15 protein-coding genes and 1 tRNA gene are annotated in these 21,184 nt (G+C 63.9%); 12 read left to right on the plus strand and 4 right to left on the minus strand.

What is annotated here, in order from left to right:
- Positions 1-68 precede the first annotated feature (68 nt).
- The 4 genes from GRI55_RS09605 (at position 69) to GRI55_RS09620 (ending at position 4,502) form a co-directional block, all read left to right on the plus strand.
- A complete protein-coding gene (locus GRI55_RS09605; protein ID WP_237452461.1) occupies positions 69-1,292 on the plus strand; it encodes an alkaline phosphatase PhoX in 1,224 nt (407 codons plus the stop codon).
- A gap of 242 nt (positions 1,293-1,534) precedes the next feature.
- Positions 1,535-2,281 carry an N-formylglutamate amidohydrolase gene (locus GRI55_RS09610; protein ID WP_160766969.1) on the plus strand — a complete coding sequence of 249 codons (747 nt, stop codon included), beginning with the start codon at positions 1,535-1,537 and terminating at the stop codon, positions 2,279-2,281.
- Positions 2,278-3,462, plus strand: coding sequence for a tyrosine/phenylalanine carboxypeptidase domain-containing protein (locus GRI55_RS09615; protein ID WP_160766970.1), 1,185 nt, complete (start codon positions 2,278-2,280; stop codon positions 3,460-3,462). The genes GRI55_RS09610 and GRI55_RS09615 overlap by 4 nt, the downstream gene beginning before the upstream one ends.
- Positions 3,459-4,502, plus strand: coding sequence for an ATP-grasp domain-containing protein (locus GRI55_RS09620; RefSeq protein WP_063510854.1), 1,044 nt, complete (start codon positions 3,459-3,461; stop codon positions 4,500-4,502). The genes GRI55_RS09615 and GRI55_RS09620 overlap by 4 nt, the downstream gene beginning before the upstream one ends.
- Before the next feature lie 26 nt (positions 4,503-4,528).
- Here GRI55_RS09620 and GRI55_RS09625 read toward each other — a convergent pair whose 3' ends face one another.
- Positions 4,529-6,541: a TonB-dependent receptor plug domain-containing protein gene (locus tag GRI55_RS09625; RefSeq protein ID WP_160766971.1), complete on the minus strand. Its 2,013-nt coding sequence runs from the start codon at positions 6,539-6,541 to the stop codon at positions 4,529-4,531.
- Positions 6,542-6,647: 106 nt separating this feature from the next.
- Here GRI55_RS09625 and acs point away from each other — a divergent pair, with 106 nt between their 5' ends.
- From acs to GRI55_RS09645, 4 genes are all read left to right on the plus strand, one after another.
- Positions 6,648-8,597: an acetate--CoA ligase gene (gene acs / locus GRI55_RS09630; RefSeq protein WP_160766972.1), complete on the plus strand. Its 1,950-nt coding sequence runs from the start codon at positions 6,648-6,650 to the stop codon at positions 8,595-8,597.
- 94 nt (positions 8,598-8,691) lie between these two features.
- Positions 8,692-9,891, plus strand: a complete 1,200-nt coding sequence (locus GRI55_RS09635; protein ID WP_160766973.1) for a GGDEF domain-containing protein — start codon at positions 8,692-8,694, stop codon at positions 9,889-9,891.
- A 38-nt stretch (positions 9,892-9,929) separates the two neighbouring features.
- Entirely contained in the window at positions 9,930-10,403 is a 474-nt protein-coding gene (locus GRI55_RS09640; RefSeq protein WP_063506741.1) for a low molecular weight protein-tyrosine-phosphatase, read from the plus strand.
- Positions 10,390-11,196 carry a fructosamine kinase family protein gene (locus GRI55_RS09645; protein ID WP_160766974.1) on the plus strand — a complete coding sequence of 269 codons (807 nt, stop codon included), beginning with the start codon at positions 10,390-10,392 and terminating at the stop codon, positions 11,194-11,196. Before GRI55_RS09640 ends, GRI55_RS09645 begins: the two co-directional genes overlap by 14 nt.
- Here the strand turns inward: GRI55_RS09645 and recG are convergent.
- Positions 11,193-13,256, minus strand: a complete 2,064-nt coding sequence (recG, locus tag GRI55_RS09650) for an ATP-dependent DNA helicase RecG (protein ID WP_160766975.1) — start codon at positions 13,254-13,256, stop codon at positions 11,193-11,195. The two genes, GRI55_RS09645 and recG, sit on opposite strands and share 4 nt — an antisense overlap.
- A gap of 118 nt (positions 13,257-13,374) precedes the next feature.
- Between recG and GRI55_RS09655 the strand changes: the two genes are divergently transcribed.
- Together GRI55_RS09655 and mfd are read left to right on the plus strand one after the other, a co-directional pair.
- On the plus strand, positions 13,375-13,653 hold the full coding sequence (locus GRI55_RS09655) for an FAD assembly factor SdhE (protein WP_050599901.1): 279 nt from the start codon (positions 13,375-13,377) through the stop codon (positions 13,651-13,653).
- 116 nt (positions 13,654-13,769) lie between these two features.
- On the plus strand, positions 13,770-17,264 hold the full coding sequence (gene mfd / locus GRI55_RS09660) for a transcription-repair coupling factor (protein ID WP_160766976.1): 3,495 nt from the start codon (positions 13,770-13,772) through the stop codon (positions 17,262-17,264).
- Here mfd and GRI55_RS09665 read toward each other — a convergent pair.
- Complete coding sequence (locus GRI55_RS09665) at positions 17,261-18,586, minus strand: bifunctional diguanylate cyclase/phosphodiesterase (RefSeq protein WP_160766977.1); 1,326 nt, start codon at positions 18,584-18,586, stop codon at positions 17,261-17,263. The two genes, mfd and GRI55_RS09665, sit on opposite strands and share 4 nt — an antisense overlap.
- Before the next feature lie 136 nt (positions 18,587-18,722).
- Between GRI55_RS09665 and GRI55_RS09670 the strand changes: the two genes are divergently transcribed.
- Positions 18,723-19,505 carry an NAD kinase gene (locus GRI55_RS09670; RefSeq protein ID WP_063506746.1) on the plus strand — a complete coding sequence of 261 codons (783 nt, stop codon included), beginning with the start codon at positions 18,723-18,725 and terminating at the stop codon, positions 19,503-19,505.
- A 97-nt stretch (positions 19,506-19,602) separates the two neighbouring features.
- Positions 19,603-19,677 (plus strand) — tRNA-Asn (locus GRI55_RS09675).
- 84 nt (positions 19,678-19,761) lie between these two features.
- Here the strand turns inward: GRI55_RS09675 and GRI55_RS09680 are convergent.
- A complete protein-coding gene (locus GRI55_RS09680) occupies positions 19,762-21,120 on the minus strand; it encodes a COG3904 family protein (RefSeq protein WP_160766978.1) in 1,359 nt (452 codons plus the stop codon).
- Between the last annotated feature and the right edge of the window lie 64 nt (positions 21,121-21,184).

The raw sequence follows: 21,184 nt of genomic DNA on the forward strand, positions 1-21,184 counted from the left end.
TTCTCGGCGCAACGGGCACAGCCTTTGCGGGACTGCTGCTGAACGGCTGCACGAGACAGGCATCTCCGTTGGCCGCTTCGGGAAGCGGCTTTACCGACTATGGCTCGCTGATCCCCGATCCCGCAGGGATGCTCGACCTGCCGCGCGGCTTTTCCTACCGCCTGCTGTCGCAGCTCGGCACGCCGATGGACGACGGCGGGACCGTGCCCGACAAGGCCGATGGCATGGGCTGCCTGCCCTTGGGGCGCGACGAGCTGGTGCTCATCCGCAATCACGAGCTCGTACCGAGCGACGAAGCGGGCGGCACGCCGGCCGCAGGTTACGGCACCTATGAAGGAGCGATCGTGCCGGGGGGCACGACCAATATCGTGCTCGATGCGCATACGCTGGAGGTCAAACGCGAGTTTCGGACACTGGCGGGGACCATCCGCAATTGTTCTGGCGGGATCACGCCATGGGGAAGCTGGCTGACCTGCGAGGAAGCCCCCGTGGGCCCCGGCGAGGGCCTCGCGCAAAGTCATGGCTGGGTGTTCGAAGTTCCCGCTTCGGCAACCGGGCTTGTCGAGCCGGTGCCGCTCACCGCAATGGGGCGGGTCAACCACGAGGCGGCTTGCGTGGATCCCGTGACCGGCATCGTCTATCTGACCGAGGACCGCGGCGACAGCGTACTGTATCGTTTCCTCCCGGCAGTTCCGGGCAATCTGCGCGCAGGCGGACGCCTGCAGGCCATGGTGGTCGAAGACTTGGCCGATACGCGTAACTGGGCAGGCCCGGCCATGGCCGTTGGCACGCGCCATGCGGTGCGCTGGATCGACTGCGAGAATGTCGAGGCACCGCAGGACGATCTGCGTGACCGCGCGGCGGCGCGAGGCGCGGCGCTGGTCGCACGCGGCGAAGGCATTCACATGGGGACCGACGCATTGTTCGTCTGCTCGACCAATGGCGGGCAGCGCAAGCTGGGCCAGATTTTCCGGCTTGTTCCGGGCCGGGGAACAGCTGCGGATACGATCGAACTGTTCTTCGAAAGCGAGCGCGAGGACCAATTCAACTATGGCGACAACCTGACCGTCGGCCCCAATGGCCATCTAATCGTCTGCGAGGACCAGTACACCGACGTGGTCGACAACCATTTGCGCGGCATCACCCCGGATGGGCACGCCTATCCCTTTGGACGCCTGCGGATGCAGACCGAACTTGCCGGCGGATGCTTCTCCCCCGATGGCAGATGGTTCTTCGTCAACGCCTATTCGCCCACCCGCACCCTGGCCGTCACCGGGCCATGGGCGGCCTGAGGACCGGTTCGAACCACCCACGGCCGGGGCATGCAGCCCGGATTCGGCAAATCCGCTGGCCTCGCGGTATCGTAGTCCCGTGAGCGGCGCCCTGCGGCATCCGCGCAGCGGCCAAAAGCCGTGGGAGACAATTTCTCGGACCCCTCCCCGCGGCGAGGCATTGTCCTACCATGCAAGCACAACAAACCGCCTCCCACAACGATGGGCCGCCCTGGAATATCATCACCAACGGGGGCCCGGTCGTGGCCACTGCCATCCACGCCGGGCATGTCGTCCGTGACGAGCTGGCGCCTTATCTCGCGATTGATCCCGAAGACCGCCGGCGCGAGGAAGACCCGCTTACCGACTATTTCCTGTCACTGAGCGACAACCTCGTCCGCGTGAACCGCTCACGCTTCGAATGCGACATGAACCGCCCCCGCACGGGCTGCATCAGCCCCGATCCGGCAGATACCTGGGGCCTGAAGATCTGGCAGGATGGACTTCCCGAAGGCCAGATCGAGACTTCGCGCCAATTGCACGATCGCTTCTATGCCGAGATGCGGACGCTGTTCGACCGTTTGCTCGACCAGCACGGCCGGCTTCTGGTGCTCGATCTTCACAGCTACAACCACCGCCGCGACGGGGCGGAGGCCGAAGCGGCGCCGGTCGAGGAAAACCCCGATATCGATATCGGAGCAACAACGCTCGACCGCGGGGTATTCGGCGATCTTCTGGGGCGCTTCACCGAGGAGCTCGGGCGACACACGATGCGCGGCAATGCGCTGCAGATCGGCGAAAATGTCCGCTATCCCGATGGCGGGAACTTCCCCGAATGGCTGTTCGAAACCTATGGCAAGCGCACCTGCGTCATCACCCTTGAATACAAGAAGATATTCATGGACGAATGGACGGGCACGCTCGACATCGGCGCGGCGCAGGATCTGCGTACCGGGCTGATGCATGCGCTCGGCGTGGCCCGCACGGAACTGGCCAAGCTCAACCGATGAGCGATGACATCGAATTTACCGCAACGGCCCGCGAAACGGACCGGGCGCTGGCACGGATCGACGGCCGGATCGACTGGCTGTCTTATCTCACGCCGACGAACCTCGACGCGGTCGCCGAAGGTTTTCGCGACAGCGGGTACAAGGTGCTGCCCGAACTGGAATACCCGCCGATCCCCGACGATCTCGGGGCGTTGCGCTCCCAACTGCTCGACCTGCCGATGCGACAGCTTGGCAATCTCGATATCGAGGCGCTGCTGATCGAGAAGCAGCGCGAACTCGACCGGCAGATCGAACTGGTCCGCTTGCGCGGCCGCGACGGCTTCACCATGGCATCGATCGACCTGTTCGGCGATGTCGATGCGGCCCTGTTGGCGGTAGCCGAGAAAGTGCTTGAAGAGGTGCCGATCCGCGACCGGCCAACCGCCCAGCGCGTCGATGCGCAGGCATTCATGGCAGCCGCACGCGAGGCGATGGACAGCTACCGCGCGAAAGATCCGCGCTTCGATTTCGAAGTGGTGAAGGAAACCACGCCGGGCACCCACATCTTCACAGCGGCGGGCAATCTGCATGTCGCCTTCGACTATACTTGTCCGCGCAACCGCGTCGAACCGCTGATCCGCCATGAAGTCGGCACCCATACGGTGACGCGGTTCAACGGTCGCTGCCAACCGCTCAGCGTGCTCGAATGCGGGCTTGCCGATTACGATGCATTGCAGGAAGGCATCGCCGTTCTGGCAGAATACCTCGCCGGCGACATGCCGCCGTCACGCCTGCGGGTCCTGGCGGCGCGCGCGGTGGCTGCCCGCATGGCAATCGATGGCCGGCCTGCAAGCGAGATATTCGCAAAGATGCGCGAAGAGTATCACCTGCGTAGCGAAACCGCATTCGACACCACCGTCCGTGCATTGCGCGGTGGCGGCATGACCAAGGACGCGTTGTACCTGCACGGGCTGGTCGACCTACTCGCCTATTTGGCGGGCGGCGGATCGACGGAATTCCTCTTCATCGGCAAGTTCGCGCTCAAGCAGCGGGCACTGCTGGAGCGGCTTCTCGACGACGGCTTCCTGCAACCGCCCGCAATCGTGCCCGATGAATTTGCGGCACCGCCAGCCAAAGACCCCATTTCACCAATTCGGCAAATGCGCGTCGAACAATTCTACACGGAAAGCACTGCAGCATGAAACTCGCATTTGTCGTCAATCGGATCGAGACCGAACAGGCCGATTATACCACCATCCGCCTCGCTCGGAAGGCCGCCGCCCGCGGGCACGAACTGGCCTTCTTCGGGCTGGCGGATTTCATCTACGAATCCTCGGGGCGGATCTGCGCAATGGCGAGCGTGCCCGAGCCGGGTGACTATGCTGATGACGCCGCCTATCTCGACCACCTCCAGAACGACGCTCCGGAAAAGCGCATCGTGGTCGAGGATTACGACATCGTCATGCTACGCAGCGACCCGGCCGACGAACTGACCACGCGGCCGTGGGCGCCGCCGTCGTCGCTGCTGTTCGCGCAGCTTGCCGCCGCGCATGGCACGATCGTGCTCAACGATCCGAGCCATCTGACCGACGCGCAGAACAAGACCTATTTCCAGCATTTTCCCGAGGAAGTGCGCCCGGCCACCTGCATCACGCGCCACGCCGACGAAGTCAGCGCGTTTCTGGAAGAACATGACGGCAAGGGTGTGCTCAAGCCATTGCAAGGTTCGGGCGGACAAGGAGTCTTCATTGTCGACAAGAAGAACCGCCAGAACCTCAACCAGATCATCGAATCGATCACCCGCGATGGCTATGCGATCGTGCAGGAGTACCTCCCTGCTGCAGCCGAGGGCGACCTTCGCGTCATCACGCTCAACGGGCGTCCGTTGCAAGTCGACGGCACCTTCGCCTCGCTGCGCCGCTCGAGCACGACCGAAGATCATCGCTCGAACCTGTCGGCGGGGGGCAAGGCCGATCTCGAACAGCCCGACGAGGCGGCGATGCGCGCGGCCGAGATGTGCGCGCCCAAGCTGATCGACGATGGCATGTATCTGGCCGGGCTCGATATCGTCGGAGACCGGATGATCGAAGTGAATGTCGATAGCCCTGGTGCGCTCAGCTATATGGAAGACCTCAGCGGAGTCGATTTCAGCGGCGCGATCATCGATGATCTCGAACGGAAGGTGCGACTGAAGAAAAATTACAGCGGCACGCTGAGCAATCGGCATCTCGCGGTCGTCTGACCTGCAGGTGAGGTGAAGGTCGCCGGTCAGAGGCCGATCTTCACCCCCGCCCAGACAGTCCGCGGGACGCCGAGATCGATCGATCCGCTCTGGTTGCGGGTGATGATGGTCTCGTCGGTCAGATTTTCGCCACGAAGCACCAGCGCGACATCTCGAAGCAGGGGTATCTGCGCGTAGGCATCCAGCGTGGTCGCGGCTGGCAGGACGTTGGTTTCGCGATCGTCCTCGAACTGCGCACCGACATGACGGATCGTGGCCGAAAGCAGCCAGGCTTCTGCCGGGCGCCAGGCAAGCGATGCCCCGCCGACAAAGCGCGGCGTCTGCGACGGACGGTTTCCGTCGAGCACTGCAGCAAATCCCGAACCGCGCGCTTCGGCATCCGTCCATGAAGCCGAAGCATCGAAGGAGAGCCGCCCGACATTCGCAGATGCGGCGGCTTCGAGGCCGCGCGCACGGATCGCGTCGATATTGCGGCGCTGACGCAGATTGGTGCCCAGCGTGACGTTGGCCACCGCATTCTTCACCCGGTTGTCGAAGGCGGTCAGCGACAGTTTGACGCCCGATGACGGCGTGAGATCGACACCCGCCTCGAACCCTTCGAGACGCTCGTTCTCGAGGGCGGCATTCGCTTGCGTGACGACGGGGAAAACCACGAAGGGGCGGTACAATTCGTTCAGTGTCGGCAGCCGCAAGCCCGAATAGGCTGCTGCACGAAGGGCGATCAGCGGGTTCGCCCGGTACAGCAATCCTCCACGGAACGAGGCATCCCAGCCCGACCGGTCCGGATAGCCGGCATCGATCTGCAGCACGCCCGCAGCGTCGCGTTCACGGTAGAACCCGTCACGGATGGTCCAGCGATCGAGCCGCGCGCCCGCGGTCAGCACCATTGCCCCCAGGGTCCAGTCATCCTCGATGAAGAAACCGAGATCGGTGTTGGTCCCGCCCGCCTGCCGGCGCGCAGTGACGTTACCCGAAAAGGCGCTGATAGCGGTTTCGAACAATTCGCCCTGCGCATTGCGATAGTCCACGCCCAGCCGCAGCACATGCGCATCGCCCACCGGGGGCCGCAGTTCGAACTTGCCCCCCAGCCCCGTCGCAGGCGTGTTGCGCTGGTCGAGCACGGGGACGAAGCGGCTCGAGCTGACGACGATATTGGTGAAGTTGCGTGCCTGGATATAAGCAAGCGCATCGAAGGCCCAGGCGCCGCGGCCAACCAGTCGCACGCTGGCATCCTGTCCTTCGATCGTGCTGTCGGCCCCTTCGAACCGCAGCGTGCGTTCGTCACGGTAGGCCAGCCCCCGGACCTGCAGTTCCACATCGCCCGACACCGGGGCCACGCCGCGAACCTGGGCCGACCAGCCGTCGAATGCGGCGCGCGCGCTGAGCGGAACGCGGTCCGCCTCGGGCGTGGTGAAGAATCCCTTTCCGCGGTCCCAGCGCCCTGACGCCACGACGAAACCGCTGCCGAGCTGCGCGCCGGTGCTGGCCGACAGCTCGGTTTCGCCGCGGTCATTGGCAAGCGCTTGCCCGGTGAAGCCGCCCAGCGAGTCCATACCGGCGCTCTCCAGCTCGATCGTCCCTGCCAGCGCGCCAGCACCGAAGGGCCCCGATCCCCCGCCCCGCGTTACGCGCACTTGCGCCAGGCGCTCGGGCGCGATTGCACTGAAGGGGATATAGCCGAAGAACGGATCGCTCATCGGCACACCGTCGAGCAGCACCAGCGCGCGGCTGGTCGCATTGCCGCCCAGCGCGCGCAGCGTCGCGCCCTGCGCCGAAGCATTGGCAGAACGGCTGTCCGAACGGCGGAATTGCTGGAAACCTGCGACCCCGCTCAGCGCATCCTCAATCCGGCCCGAGGGTACCGACGCCAGCTGGTCACGGTCGATGACCTGGGTATCGTAGGCCGGCGCAGCGGGTGTTTCCTCCAAACCGCTTCCGGTCACGACGATCACAGGATCATCCTGGGCGAATGCTGGGGTAGCGGCGCACAGCGCCAGCGACAGGCCGGTACCGGCCATCAAGCTGCGAAACAGGGTCATGGGGGGCGCCGTAACCGGTGGAACGCCGAATTGCGAGGCCCGACTAACCGTTTGCAGCATCGCGCCGAATGCCTAGAGATACACACACAAGAGGGAGAAATGCGGCATGACTGAAGCAGAGGATCGTTCGGGCTGGGTCAAGCGTCCCACGGCAGCCATCGAGGGTACCGGTTGTACGCTGGAAGATTACCAGGCGCTCTACGCGCGCAGCATCGAGGACAGCGATACGTTCTGGGCTGGCCAGGCCGATCGGCTCGACTGGATCAAGGACCCGACCGTGATCGCCAACTGGTCCTACGATCCGGTATCGATCAAGTGGTTCGAGGACGGTGTGCTCAACATCTGCCACAATGCGGTCGATCGCCATGTCGCGGCGGGCCACGGGGCCAGCACCGCGCTGATCTTCGAGCCCGACGATCCGGCAGGTGAGGTGCGCCGGATCACCTATGCCGAATTGCAGGCCGAAGTGATCCGCATGGCCAACACCCTGCGCAAGATGGGCGTGACAAAGGGTGACCGGGTGACGATCTACATGCCGATGGTTCCGGAAGGCGCCTTCGCCATGCTCGCCTGCGCGCGGATCGGGGCGATCCATTCGGTCATTTTCGGCGGCTTCAGCCCCGAAGCGATCGCAGGGCGGGTCGAGGACTGCCGCAGTGACTGGATCGTGACCGCCGACGAGGGGCTGCGCGGCGGCAAGCGCATTCCGCTGAAGGCCAATGTCGATGCCGCGCTCGACAAGGTTTCGGTCAAGGCGGTGCTGGTGCTGCGCCATACCGGGGGCGAGGTGGCCATGACCGCCGGCCGCGACCACTGGTACCACGAACTTTCTGCCGACGTCGCAGCCGATTGCCCCTGCGAACCGATGCAAGCGGAAGACCCGCTGTTCATCCTCTACACCTCGGGGTCGACCGGCAAGCCCAAGGGCGTGCTGCACACGACGGGCGGCTATGCGGTCTGGACCGAGACCACCTTCCGTCACGTCTTCGATTACCGCGAAGGCGAGGTTTTCTGGTGCACCGCAGATATCGGCTGGGTCACCGGGCACAGCTATATCGTCTACGGTCCCCTGCTCAATCGCGCGACCGCGCTGATGTTCGAAGGGGTGCCCAATTACCCCGATCACGACCGTTTCTGGCAGGTCTGCGACAAGCACCAGGTCAATATCTTCTACACCGCGCCCACGGCCATTCGCGCACTGATGCGCGAGGGCGAAGGGCACGTGACGAAGCACGACCTGTCGTCGCTGCGCCTTCTGGGCAGCGTGGGCGAGCCGATCAATCCGGAAGCCTGGCGCTGGTACCACGACACTGTCGGCAAGGGCGAACTGCCGATCGTCGATACCTGGTGGCAGACCGAAACCGGCGGCGTGATGATCACCACCCTGCCCGGCGCGCATGACATGAAGCCGGGCAGCGCCGGACGCCCCTTCTTCGGCATATGCCCGCAGCTGGTCGATGCCGAGGGCGAGGTGCTCGACGGCGCGGCAGAGGGAAATCTGTGCATCACCCGCAGCTGGCCGGGACAGGCGCGCACGGTGTACGGTGACCACGACCGCTTCGTGCAGACCTATTTCAGCACCTATTCCGGCAAGTATTTCACCGGCGATGGCTGCCGCCGCGACGAAGATGGCTATTACTGGATCACCGGACGCGTGGACGATGTGATCAACGTGTCGGGGCACCGCATGGGCACGGCGGAAGTCGAGAGCGCGCTGGTCCTCCATCCCAACGTCTCCGAAGCCGCGGTGGTCGGCTTCCCGCACGACATCAAGGGTCAGGGAATATATTGCTACGTCACGCTCAATGCCGATGTCGCGGAGAGCGAAGACCTGACCGCCGAACTGCGCGCGCATGTGCGTAAGGAAATCGGCCCGATCGCGACACCCGACCATCTCCACTTCACTCCCGGCCTGCCCAAGACCCGCAGCGGCAAGATCATGCGGCGGATCCTGCGCAAGATTGCCGAGAACGATCACGGGGCGCTGGGCGACACTTCGACGCTGGCCGACCCCGGCGTGGTCGATGCGCTTGTCGAAGGCCGCCGGAACCGCTGAATGCGGTGCCGCGTGTGGTTCCCCCGCATGTAGCGTTATCGCACGATTAACCAGCCGGGGCGCATAAATCGCTCATGGAAGCGGGCCTTGCATCATGTGGTTGGTAAAGCACGTTGCGGCGCGCACGCAGGGTTCGGACTGGCGGGGTTATTTCCTGATCGGCTGCGTCGCCGTTCTGGCCCTGCTACTGGCGGGCGCCAGCTGGAGCGCCCGGCAATCCTCGATCGAGCGCACCGCGGCAGAACAGCGCCAGGATCAGACTCTGCAGGTCCTGCTCGAAACCGACCACCTGCGCTCGGCAGCGCTGCAGCAGGTGCGCGGCGGTCGCGGCTATCTGCTGACCGGGAGGCCTGCCTTTCTCGAGCCTTTCAACGAGGGTCGCCAGGCCGCGGCTACGGCGCACGAACGACTGACTGCGCTGATCGGCGACAATCGCGACCAGTTGCTGCGGACCCGCGCATTGGCAATCGATCTGGCGCATCTGAACATGGTCATTGATGCGATGATCAAGCTGGCCGACGAAGGCCGTCAGAGCGACGCGATGCGGATCATGCGAAGCGGGAGCGACCGCGATGCAATCGAGGCGATTACCCACACTCTCGATGCGATCCAGGCAAGCGAGCGCGAAGCACTGGCGGCGTCCTCGCGTGCAGCGCAGAGAAGCGCTGTCGCTAACGAGCTCTACCAATATCTGCTGGCCGGGATCGGTCTGTTGCTGCTGGGCCTGTCGATCGTCACCACGAACTACGTCCGCAAGGCGCTGGCGCGCGAAGATGCCGCCCGGCGCGAGCTCGAAGTCTTCGCCATGACCGATGCGCTGACCGCCCTCCCCAACCGTCGCTCGTTCATGAGCGATCTCAGCCGGGAGATCGCGGCATCGCAGGCCGAACAGACCCCGAGGTTGAGCCTCGCAATCTTCGACATCGATCATTTCAAGCGCATCAACGACCGCTTCGGTCACCCGGCTGGGGACGCGGTTATCGAAGAAGTTGCCAAACGGGCGAAATCGGCCCTGCGCGAGAACGATATCGTCGGGCGTATCGGCGGCGAGGAATTCGGCGTGATCCTGCCGCGCGCCGATCTCGCCAGCGCGCGGGCGGTGTGCGGCCGATTGCGCGAAACAATCGCCGGGACACCGGTGGTGCGCGATGATGCGATCATCGCCTTTACCGTCAGCGTGGGGATCGCCCAGTTCCAGGCAGACGATGATATCGACCATCTGATGACGCGTGCCGATGCCGCGCTTTACGATGCCAAGACCAGCGGCAGGAACCAGGTCCGCACCACTGCGTGAGGGTTGCGCCGACGCCGGTCGCCCGGTTAAGTCGCACCATGTCCACGCCCAGCATCCTGTTCGTCTGCCTCGGCAACATCTGTCGTTCGCCTCTCGCCGAAGCGGCCTTCCGCAAAGCTGCCGACGAGGCCGGGCTCGAGGTCCATGTCGCCAGCGCAGGCACCGCGGGATACCATGTCGGCGAAGCACCCGATCCGCGGACCATCGCCGAAGCCCGCCAACGCGGCGTGGACGTCACCGGCTATCGCGGACGGCAGCTTGCCGCACAGGATTTCCACGACTTCGACTACATCTTCGGCATGGACCGTTCGAACATGGCCAATATCGCCCGCGTCGATCCGGGCGATGGCAGGGCGCGGGTCGCCATGTTGCTCGATATCGTCCCCGGGCAGGAAGGGCGCGAAGTGGCCGATCCCTATTACGGCGGGGCCGACGGCTTCGGCGCGACATGGAACGAAGTCGACGCGGGAGCCCGCGCGCTGGTCGCCGTCCTGCTCGATGAGACACGCTGACGCCGTCCTCGAGCCGCTCTGCGGCGCCAAGGTCATCGGGGCCGAGACCCTCGCGGGCGGCGATACCTCGGGCGCCAGCCGTCTAGCGCTGGCCGACGGACGGACGCTTATCGCCAAGCACGGTCCCACGACTGCGCGGGAAGCCCGCATGCTCGGTGCGATGCATGCGCTGGGTGCGCCAGTCCCCGAGGTGGTCGGCATGCAGGATGACTGGCTCGTGATGACCGACGCGGGTGCCGCACGCCCGTTGGACGAAACGGCCTGGCATTCGCTCGCCGGCGCTCTCGACATCCTGCACGCAGCCGCGAAGGCCGAGCCTTACGGATGGAGCGAGGACCATGTCTTTCGCCACGTTGCGGTTCACAATGCGCAGCGCACCGACTGGGTCGAATTCTGGCGCGACCAGCGCCTGCTGTGTCATGTTCCACACCTGCCTGCACCATTGGCGCAGCGCGTGGAGACTCTGGCCGCAAGGCTGCCCGACCTGTTGCCCAGCCGTCCGCCTCCCGCGCTACTCCACGGTGACCTGTGGGGCGGCAATATCGTCTGGAACGGCGCAGCACTGACGCTGATCGATCCGTGCGCCTATCATGGCGACCGCGAGGTCGATGCCGCCGCACTGACCGTTTTCGACAGCCCGCCCGAAGGGTTCTTCGACCAGCTCGAACTGGCTGCCGGCTGGCGCGCGCGTCTGCCTGCTTACCGGCTGTGGATGTGGTTGATCCATGTGCGGCTGTTCGGGCAGAGCTATTGTGCTCCGGCGGAGAGAGACCTCGCACTGCTCGGCTGCTAACCGCCGCGTAGCGTCTTCACGCCGAAATCGCGTTCGAACAGATACAGCAGCACGCGTGCCGCTTCTCCGCGCCGACCTTCGAGCCCGCCGTCGCGGTCCATCAGCAGGCGCGCATCGTCATAGGCCTTTGGCAGAAGTTCGGTGATCTGATCCAGCGTCGCAATCGTGAACGGCGTGTCGCCTGACTGCCGCGTGCCGAGAAGTTCGCCGCCGCCGCGCAGGCGCAAATCCTCCTCCGCAAGCAGGAAACCGTCCTGCGTCTGGCGCATCAACTTCAGTCTTTCCTGGGCGGTTTCGGACAGCGCCTCGCCATGAAGCAGCACGCAGAAGGATTTCTGACTGCCGCGGCCCACCCGGCCACGCAGCTGGTGCAGTTGGGCCAGCCCGAAGCGTTCCGCCTGCTCGATCACCATCAACGTGGCATTGGGGACATCGACGCCCACTTCGATCACGGTCGTCGCCACCAGCAATTTCGCATCACCGCGCGCGAACCGCTCCATTGCGGTGTCTTTCGCTTCACCCGGCATCTGTCCATGGACCATGACCACGTCGTCACCGAAGCGCTCCTTCAGCGCTGCATAGCGCGCTTCGGCGGCGGCGATATCTTCGGGACCATCCATTTCGCGCACCATCGGGCACACCCAATAGGCTTGCCGCCCCTCTGCCATCTGCGCGGCCAGCCGGTCGACCAGCGCCGCCAGCTTCTCCTGCCCCATCACCACCGTATCGATTGCCTGCCGTCCGGGTGGCAGTTCGTCGAGCTTGCTGACGTCGAGTTCGCCATATTGCGCCAGCGTCAGCGTACGCGGGATCGGTGTCGCGGTCATCGCCAGGACATGCGGTGCGCGCTTGCCCTTGCTGGCCAGCATCAGCCGCTGCCCGACCCCAAAGCGGTGCTGCTCGTCGATGACCACCATCGCCAGGTTGCGATAGGCGACCTTGTCCTGGAAAATTGCATGTGTGCCCACGACGATGTCGATGCTGCCGTCGAGCAGCCCCATCAGCGTTGCCTCGCGTGCCCGGCCCTTGTCGCGGCCGGTGAGCAGCGCAACGCGCGCGCCCGTCGGTTCTGCCATGCGGCGCAGGCTTTCATAATGCTGCCGGGCGAGGATTTCGGTCGGCGCCAGCAGCGCCGCCTGTGCCCCGGCCTCCACCGCGATCAGCATCGCTTCGAGCGCGACCACCGTCTTGCCGGCACCGACATCGCCCTGCAACAGCCGGAGCATCGGCGCTTCCTGCGCCATATCGCCTTCTATTTCCGCGATCGACCGGGTCTGCGCCCCAGTCAACGGGAACGGCAGGTCGAGCTTGCCCCGATAGCTGCCGTCTCCCCGCAAAGGCTGGCCCTTGCGCTTGCGATTGTCCGCACGCACCAGCATCAACGCCAGGCTGTTGGCCAGCAGCTCGTCATAGGCGAGTCGGTCGCGCGCCGCGCCATGTTCGCTCTTGTGTGCCAGCACCAGCGCATCGCGCCAGGCCGGCCAGTCCGCCTTGTCGCGCTGTGTTCCTTCGATCCATTCGGGCAGTTCGGGCGCGCGCGCCAAGGCTTGTTCGACCAGACCCGCCACCCGCGGCTGGGTCAGCCCTTCGGAAAGGCGGTAGACAGGCTCGCACAGCCGCTGCATCGTCTCGCCGCCCTCCTCGACCACATGATCGGGATGGATGATCTGGAGCATGTCGCCGAACCGTTCCAGCTTGCCCGCAACCCAGCGAGTTTCGCCTTCGGGCAATTGCTTCTTCGCGGTATAGGACGCGCGCCCGAAATAGGTGAGCGCCACCACGTTGCCCGCCGCATCCTGCGCCAGCACGCGGTAGGGCGCACGCGGGTTGCGGCTGCTGCGATGTTCGCCGATCGTCAGTTTCACGACGATCTGCTCGCCCTCGCCGCCATCGTCGATATTGTCGATCGCACGCCGCGTCACGAACCGTTCGGGCAGGTGGTAGGCGATATCGCGCACCCGCGTCAGGCCGAGCTTGTCGAGCGGCTTCTTCAGCTTGGGGCCCACCCCTTCGAGCGTCCCGGTCTCGGCAAACAGCGGATTGAGGATATCAGGGCGCATGGCCGCACATAGCCATCAACGCCAAGCTGGCGAAAGCGGCAAGCGCATTGCCCGAAGCCGCGCTTGTGGATAGCGATCCCAACTTGCGCTGCGCGGGCACGCGCGATAGGCGCTTCGCATGCCCGATCTCCTGACATTCGACGGCCGCAAGCAACGCGCCAAGTTCCGTGCCTGGCATCGCGGCACGCGCGAGGCCGACTACATGATGGGCGGCTTCTACGATCGCTACAACGCCGATTGGAGCGAAAACGAACTGGCCTGGTTCGAGGCGCTGCTCGAGGAAGACGACGTCGACGTGATGGCCTGGGCGCTCAAGACCGCACCCACCCCGCCCCGCTTCCAGGGCGAACTGATGGCGGCGATGCAGCGGCTCGATTACGTGGATATTCCGCGTTGACGACCCGGCGCTAGCGCCTATCTCCCTTCCGATACGCCGCGCACCCCCTTCCCGATCGGGCAGGGGGCGAAGCAGCGTGTGCGGAACGCCGCGCGCTCTTGAACGCTAGGAACACCATGCCCGACCTTTCCCGTATCCTGAAAGCCCGCCAGCCGCTCACGCTGGCGCAGGTTGCGCGCGGCGCGCAGCCGCTGGTGATGGCCGATCTCGCCCGCGCCAGCACCGGCCGCGCGGTGTTCATCGCACCGGATGATGCCGCGATGCGCAGCGTGGTGGATGCCGCCGCCTTCTTCGCGCCCGAGCTCGAAGTGATCGAATTCCCGGCCTGGGATTCCCTGCCCTACGACCGCGCCAGCCCCGCGCTGGCGATCAGCGCCCGGCGGCTCGCCGCGCTGCACCGGCTTCAGGCCGGCAAGGCCAAGGCGCAACTGATCGTGACGACGGCGAATGCGGTCCTCCAGCGCGTCCTTACCCCGTTCCGGATCCGCGAAAGCGTACGCGAATTCAAACCGGGTGTCGAAATCGGCCGCGAAAGCCTGTCCGCCCTGTTGCAACGGCAGGGCTACAGCCGCACCGACACGGTGATCGACAAGGGCGAATATGCAGTCCGCGGTTCGATCGTCGACATCTTCCCCAGCGGCATGGACGAAGCGCTGCGGCTCGACTTCTTCGGCGACGAGCTGGAAAGCCTGCGCAGCTTCGATCCCAATACGCAGATGAGCACCGGCCGACTGGATAGCCATCTCCTGCTCCCGGCGAGCGAAGCGCTGCTGGACGAAGACAGCATCAAGCGGTTCCGCAGCCGCTACCGCGAGATGTTCGGCGCCAATGCGACGCAGGATCCACTGTACGAGGCGGTCAGCGAAGGCCGCCGGCTGGCCGGCATGGAACACTGGTTGCCGCTGTTCGAGGACAAGCTGGCGACCTTGTTCGACCATCTCGGCAAGGACGATCTGGTGGTGATCGACCAGGCGGCGCTCGCCGCCGCGGACGAGCGCGTGAAGGATGTGCGCGACTATTTCGACCAGCGCACCGCGATCACCGGGCAGGCGAAGGGCAATTATCGCCCGCTGCAGCCCGATGCGCTGTATATGTCGGCCGATGAACTGAAGGATGCACTGGCCGCTGCACCCGCACATCGTGCGACGCCGTTCGACGAGCCGGAAAGCGACGGCGTGGTGGGCTTCGGCTTCCGGTCGGGCCGCGATTTCGCCCCCGAACGCGCGCGCGGCGACAATGTCTATCCGGTGCTTGCCGATCATCTCAAAGCACTGTCCAAGGCCGGCAAGCGCCCGCTCCTGGCGGCCTATTCAAAGGGCAGCCGTTCGCGCATAGCCTCGATCCTCGAGGAAGCCGGCACGCCCGTGCAGATGGCGGAGAGCTGGCAGGATGCGCTCGGCCTGTCGGCCAAGGGCAAGCCTGCAGCCATGATCCTGCCGATCGAAGCCAGCTTCGCCAATGACGAGATGGAGCTGCTGACCGAGCAGGACATTCTCGGCGACCGGCTGGTGCGACGCAAGAAGAAGCGCAAGAGCGCCGATGCCTTCCTGGCCGAATTGCAGGCGCTCAGCGTGGGCGATCTCATCGTCCACACCGAGCACGGGATCGGCAAATATCTCGGCCTCGAACCGATTGCGGTGGGCAAATCGAAGCACGACTGCGTGCAGCTCGAATACAAGGGCGGCGACAAGCTCTTCATCCCGGTCGAGAATATCGACGTGCTCAGTCGCTACGGCAGCAGCGAGGAAGCGGTCATGCTCGATCGGCTGGGCGGCGAGGCATGGCAGAAACGCCGTGCACGGCTGAAGGAGCGCATCCGCGAGATCGCGGGCGAATTGATGCAGGTCGCTGCGCAGCGAGCGCTTAAGAAGGCCCCGGTCATTGAGGTCGAGGATGGCACCTACAACCAGTTCCTCGATCGCTTCCCGTGGGAAGAAACGGACGATCAGGAGCGCGCGATCGCCGATGTGCTAAGCGATCTCGAGAGCGGCAAGCCGATGGACCGCCTGGTCTGCGGCGACGTCGGCTTCGGCAAGACGGAAGTCGCGCTGCGCGCCGCCTTTGTTGCGGCGATGAATGGCCAGCAGGTCGCCGTGGTCGCCCCCACCACCCTGCTCGCCCGCCAGCATTTCGAGAATTTTTCCAATCGCTTCAGCGGTTTTCCCCTGAAAGTCGGTCGCCTTTCACGGCTCGTATCCGCCAAGGAGATGAAGGAGACCCGCGAAGGGCTGTCCGCCGGCGACGTGGACATCGTGATCGGGACCCATGCCATCCTGTCGAAGCAGACCAGCTTCAAGAACCTTGGCCTGGTCATCGTCGACGAGGAACAGCGCTTTGGCGTGACGCATAAGGAAAAGCTCAAGCAGCTGCGCGCGGATGTGCACATGCTGACGCTGACCGCAACGCCGATCCCGCGCACCCTGCAGATGGCCATGACCGGCCTGCGTGAGCTTTCGACCATTCAGACCCCGCCCGTCGACCGGCTCGCGGTCCGCACATATGTGATGGAATGGGACGACATGGTGATGCGCGAAGCACTGCTGCGCGAGCACCATCGCGGTGGGCAGAGTTTCATCGTCGTCCCGCGGATTTCGGACATGGAGGAATTGTCCGATTGGCTGCATGAGAACATCCCCGAAGTGAAGTTCGTCGCCGCGCATGGCCAGATGTCGCCAGGCGAGATCGAAGAGCGCATGAGTGCGTTCTACGAAGGCAAGTACGAGGTCCTGCTCGCCACGACGATCGTCGAAAGCGGGCTCGACCTGCCCAGCGCGAACACGATCATCATCCACCGCGCGGATATCTTCGGCCTTGCCCAGCTGTACCAGCTGCGCGGGCGCGTCGGGCGGGCCAAGCTGCGCGCCTATGCCTATCTCACCTATGCCAAGGATACGCAGCTGTCCGAAGTCGCGGAGAAACGGCTCAAGGTGCTTGGCGATCTCGACAGTCTCGGTGCCGGTTTCCAGCTCGCCAGCCACGATCTCGACATTCGCGGGGCAGGCAATCTGCTCGGCGACGAACAGTCGGGCCATATCCGCGAGGTCGGGTTCGAACTCTACCAGTCGATGCTCGAGGATGCGATTCTTGCCGCCAAGGCCGGCGACATGGGGCTCGAGGCGAAGCCCGAACGGGTCAGCCCGCAGATCACCGTCGATGCGCCGATCATGATCCCGGAAGACTATGTGCCCGATCTGGCGGTACGCATGGCGCTGTATCGCCGCCTCAACGATGCTGCGGACAAGGCCGAGATCGAAGCGCTGGCGGCGGAAATGATCGATCGGTTCGGCGATTTGCCCGCTGCCACTGCCAACCTCGTCCGACTGATCGAGATCAAGCATCAGGCGATCGAAGCCAACATCGCCAAGATCGATGTCGGTGCGCAAGGTACGCTGGTGACCTTCCACCAGGATGATTTCCCCGATCCGGTGGGACTGCTGGCCTATGTCGACCGGTTGAAGGGCACCGCCAAGCTGCGGCCCGACATGAAGCTGGTCATCAGCCGCGCGTGGGGATCGCCCGAAAGCCGCCTCAACGGTCTGTTCCAGCTGACCAAGGGCTTGTCCGGGGTGGTCCGCAAGGCCCACAAGAACGGAAAGAAGGCGGCCGCCTAGCTGTTGGCGAGCCTAAGGAATTCCTGCGCCGTCATCGGCTTGGCGCGCAGGAATCCCTGATAGGCCTTGCAGCCCGCCGCCTGCATGAATTCGCGCTGCGCCTCCTGCTCGACACCCTCGACCACCACGGTGAGATCAAGCGCCGCCGCCATGGCGACGATGGCGTGGACGACTGCCTTGTCGCGTTCGTCCTCGAGCACACCATCAAGCATCGAGCGATCGAGCTTGATGCAATCGATCGGCAGCACCTTGAGATAGCGGAAATTGCAGAAGCCGGCGCCGAAATCGTCCAGCGCGATCTGCACGCCGAACAGTTTCAGTTGGTCGAGCACGCGGCTCACCCGGTCGAGATCGGCGAGCAGGACCTGTTCGACGAGTTCGAGCGTGATCCGCCCCAACGGAAAGCCGATCCGCTCGGCCATCTGCGCGAAATCGATGGCGAAATTCTCGACCGCCAGATCGACCGGGGTGATATTGATCGAAAGCTGCAGGTGCTTGGGCCAGGCAAGGGCCTCTTCCAGCGCGCGCGCGACGATATGGCGCGACAGATGCGCGATATGGTCCGCCCGCTCGGCAATCTGGAACAGCGCCCCACCCCCGATACGGCCGACAACCGGGTGATCCCAGCGCGCAAGCGCTTCGGCGCCGATTATGCGGTCGTCTTCCAGCGAATATTGGGGCTGGAAGAGGATCTGGATCTCGTTGCGGTCGATCGCGGCAAGCAGATCGGCTTCGAACTGGCGGTTGGAACGCCCGGCATGCGCCGCTTCCCCCGTCGACCAGTCGATCCGCCGACGGTTGCTCTCGCGCATTCCCTCGGCCACCGCCGCCAGGCGTTCCAGCACGCTTTCGGGATCGTCCTTCTCGGTTACCCGCATCAGCGCGATGCGCGGCCATAGACGCAGGCTGCTTCCCCCGCCCTCGGGGCTGGCGATAGGCAGGGCGATGGCGTCGGCCAGTGCTTCGGCAAGCCATTGCCAGCGTTCGCGGCTGCATTCCTGCCGCGCGAGCAGCAGGAACGTGCCACCGTTCAGCCGTGCCGCAACCCAGGCATTGCTGCTTTCGAGCTCATCGGCGGCGAAGTGCTTGATCCGCTGCGCCACTTCGACCAGCGCACCGTCACCGGCCAGTTCCCCGAAAGCCACGTTTACATTATCGATCCGGCCGAGCGTAATGAGCATCGCCTGGATCGGGCAGGCGATGGTGTCCGAAGGCCATTCGCGCTGCCAGCGCGCTATCGTCTCACGTGCGGACGGCTGATCGGCCAGACCGGTAAGTGCGTCGCGCGTTTTCCTCATCGGTTCTTGTGGGTTAGTGGCCATTTCCCAGTCCTTATCCGCGCGTAATGGCACCGTTATCAGTATTTCGGACGTGTTGCCAAATGGGACGTAGCTTCATAGGGACCGCGCGGGTACCGGGAAGCGGGTCTTGTCCGGAACGGGAGGGTCAACGGAAAGCATGTCCGAATACAACCGCCTGGCCTTGGTCGTTTCCGACGCCCCGCGGGCACAGGAAGCGGCAGAGCGGGAATTTCGCTCCGTTACGGACTGGGTCCCGCTCGAAGAAGCCGATGCCGTCGTGGTTCTCGGCGGCGACGGCTTCATGCTGCAGACGCTGCATGCCATGCTCGACACCGGCCGCATCATTCCTGCCTATGGGCTCAACCTGGGCACAGTCGGGTTCCTGATGAACCGCAACCGCAATCCCGAAACGCTGATCAAGCGGATCGGGAAGGCCAAGCCGCATCACATCGCACCGCTCAGGATGCAGGCCGAGACGCAGGATGGCGCGGTCCACACGTTCTGCGCCATCAACGAGGTCAGCCTGCTGCGCGAGACGCGTCAGACCGCCAAGCTGGAAGTCACGGTCGACGACAAGGTGCGCATCGCCGAACTGGTTTGCGACGGGGTGCTGGTGGCGACGCCGGCAGGTTCGACCGCATACAACCTGTCCGCCGACGGGCCGATCCTGCCCCTCGATTCGAACCTGTTGGCGCTGACACCGATCAGCCCGTTCCGCCCGCGCCGGTGGCATGGGGCGATCCTGCCCGATCGCAGCCGCATCTCGCTGCGCGTGCTCGAACAGGAAAAGCGCCCGGTGTCCGTCGTGGCCGACCAGCGCGAACTGCGTCACGTCTCGTCGGTGGGGCTCGAAATCGCCCGCGACAGCGAATTGACGCTGCTGTTCGACCCAGGCCACGCGCTCGACGAACGCATCGTGGCCGAGCAATTCGTGGTCTGATGCACCCGCCCGTGCGGCTGCGTGAAAGTTTTGCAAAATGCCCGCTTGCCAAACCGGAATCGCACCCATATAGGCGCACCCCTGCCCAGCGGGCTGCTCCCCGATAGCTCAGCGGTAGAGTAGGTGACTGTTAATCACTTGGTCGTTGGTTCGAATCCAACTCGGGGAGCCACTTACATTCTCTAAGCGATTGAGACTGTAAGACTTTTTGGTTGAGCGCTTGGATCGCTACCACAAAACTTCCCACACTGCGCTTTCAAAGCGCTTCTTGAACATACGTCAGGTAGACGCGGCGGAACCAATCGCCCGCCATTCCCTCCATGGTCGCAATTGCAGGGATCATGGTCTTAAGCACCGAGCAACGCATTACCCTATTGCTCTCCGTTGGATTATCCCAAGCGGAGGAAGCAATAGCAAAGTCCTCTTCTGACCAACCATCGTCTTGTACCGCTTCCAGCAGAACACCTTGCCAAGCAGTTTCAGCAGCGCCGACCTGATCCGGTCCTAAAGTGATACGAGGTGGGGACTCTGCAGCCTCCGCTTCAATGCTCTTCCGAATGATCCTCATATATTCGTACAAATGCTCGTCGCCTAAGGCTTGTACGTACCGAAATTCAGCTAGTTGTACCTTACCCTCATCGGAAAGGCTGACTTCGCATGTCCTCCCTTCCGACCGGATGATTGCCGAATAATACACGAAGAACGTGTTCACGTCTTTCTGCGGAAGTCGTGCCAGTCCGTTCATCACCAATCTGTTGGACAGTCGGAGCAAGATTGCCCCGGCCGCATCAGGCTGACTACGGAAATCAATCCGCGCAGCGGCCATTTCTTTTTCGGCGCGAGCAATTAGCGCATCGCTAGCATAAAGCTTCCCGAGGTGATCCGCCATCGCGGTATGCAGCTTACCGGTCGCACCCATCGAGGTTGCAACTCTGGCAGCAAACCCTTCTTGTCGAAGCGAGGCACCCAGTGTCGCAATGGGGTAAGCGGGAGGGGCCGGAGGGGGGATCTTGGCCGTGCGTATAGGTGGCGGGGTCGGAGCGTTGGCCACATCGGGCTGGTCTTGTTCGAAGTCTACCCCGGCAAGTTCTCGAGTATGTTCATTCAACCACCATATTTCTTCAGGGGGAGCCAGCGTTGCAAAGAGAACAGTATCCTCAGAATAATTAAGCTGAGTGAGATACCTACCCACCAGAGCGTTCGCCGCCCCACTTTCTACGAGACGCCCCTCACGATCTAAGTAGCTCGCATGGAAGCCCAATCCAGCATTCCGGCCGAGGGTTTTCCTAACACCCCCCATCCAGATGAGAGCACAAGCTGACGCACATATATCTTCCCCAAGGACCGCCGTTTCATAGCCACGAAGGCGAATAAGCCTCCCAATTTCCAGCGCAGGAATAAGTTGTCCGCCATCACTCTCTAAGCCGACAATCGCATGAGGAAACCGTATTGATAGCTCACGAAACCTTTCCTCGTCACCTTCCACGATATCGCCCATGATCAGGATAGCTTCCGTCCCGTCATCGAGTGTCTGGTTATAAAACTCAGCGGAGTAGGCAGGGATTGGATAGGCCAACCCCAACGCCAAAGCTGCTTTTGTGATTAAGGATCGCATGGCCACTCCGGTATGTCCGCTAATAGAGTATAGCTAGCGATAAAATCTAAAGGGCTCATTTCGC

The sequence above is a fragment of the Qipengyuania citrea genome (genome assembly GCF_009828015.1).
Lineage (GTDB): Bacteria > Pseudomonadota > Alphaproteobacteria > Sphingomonadales > Sphingomonadaceae > Qipengyuania > Qipengyuania citrea.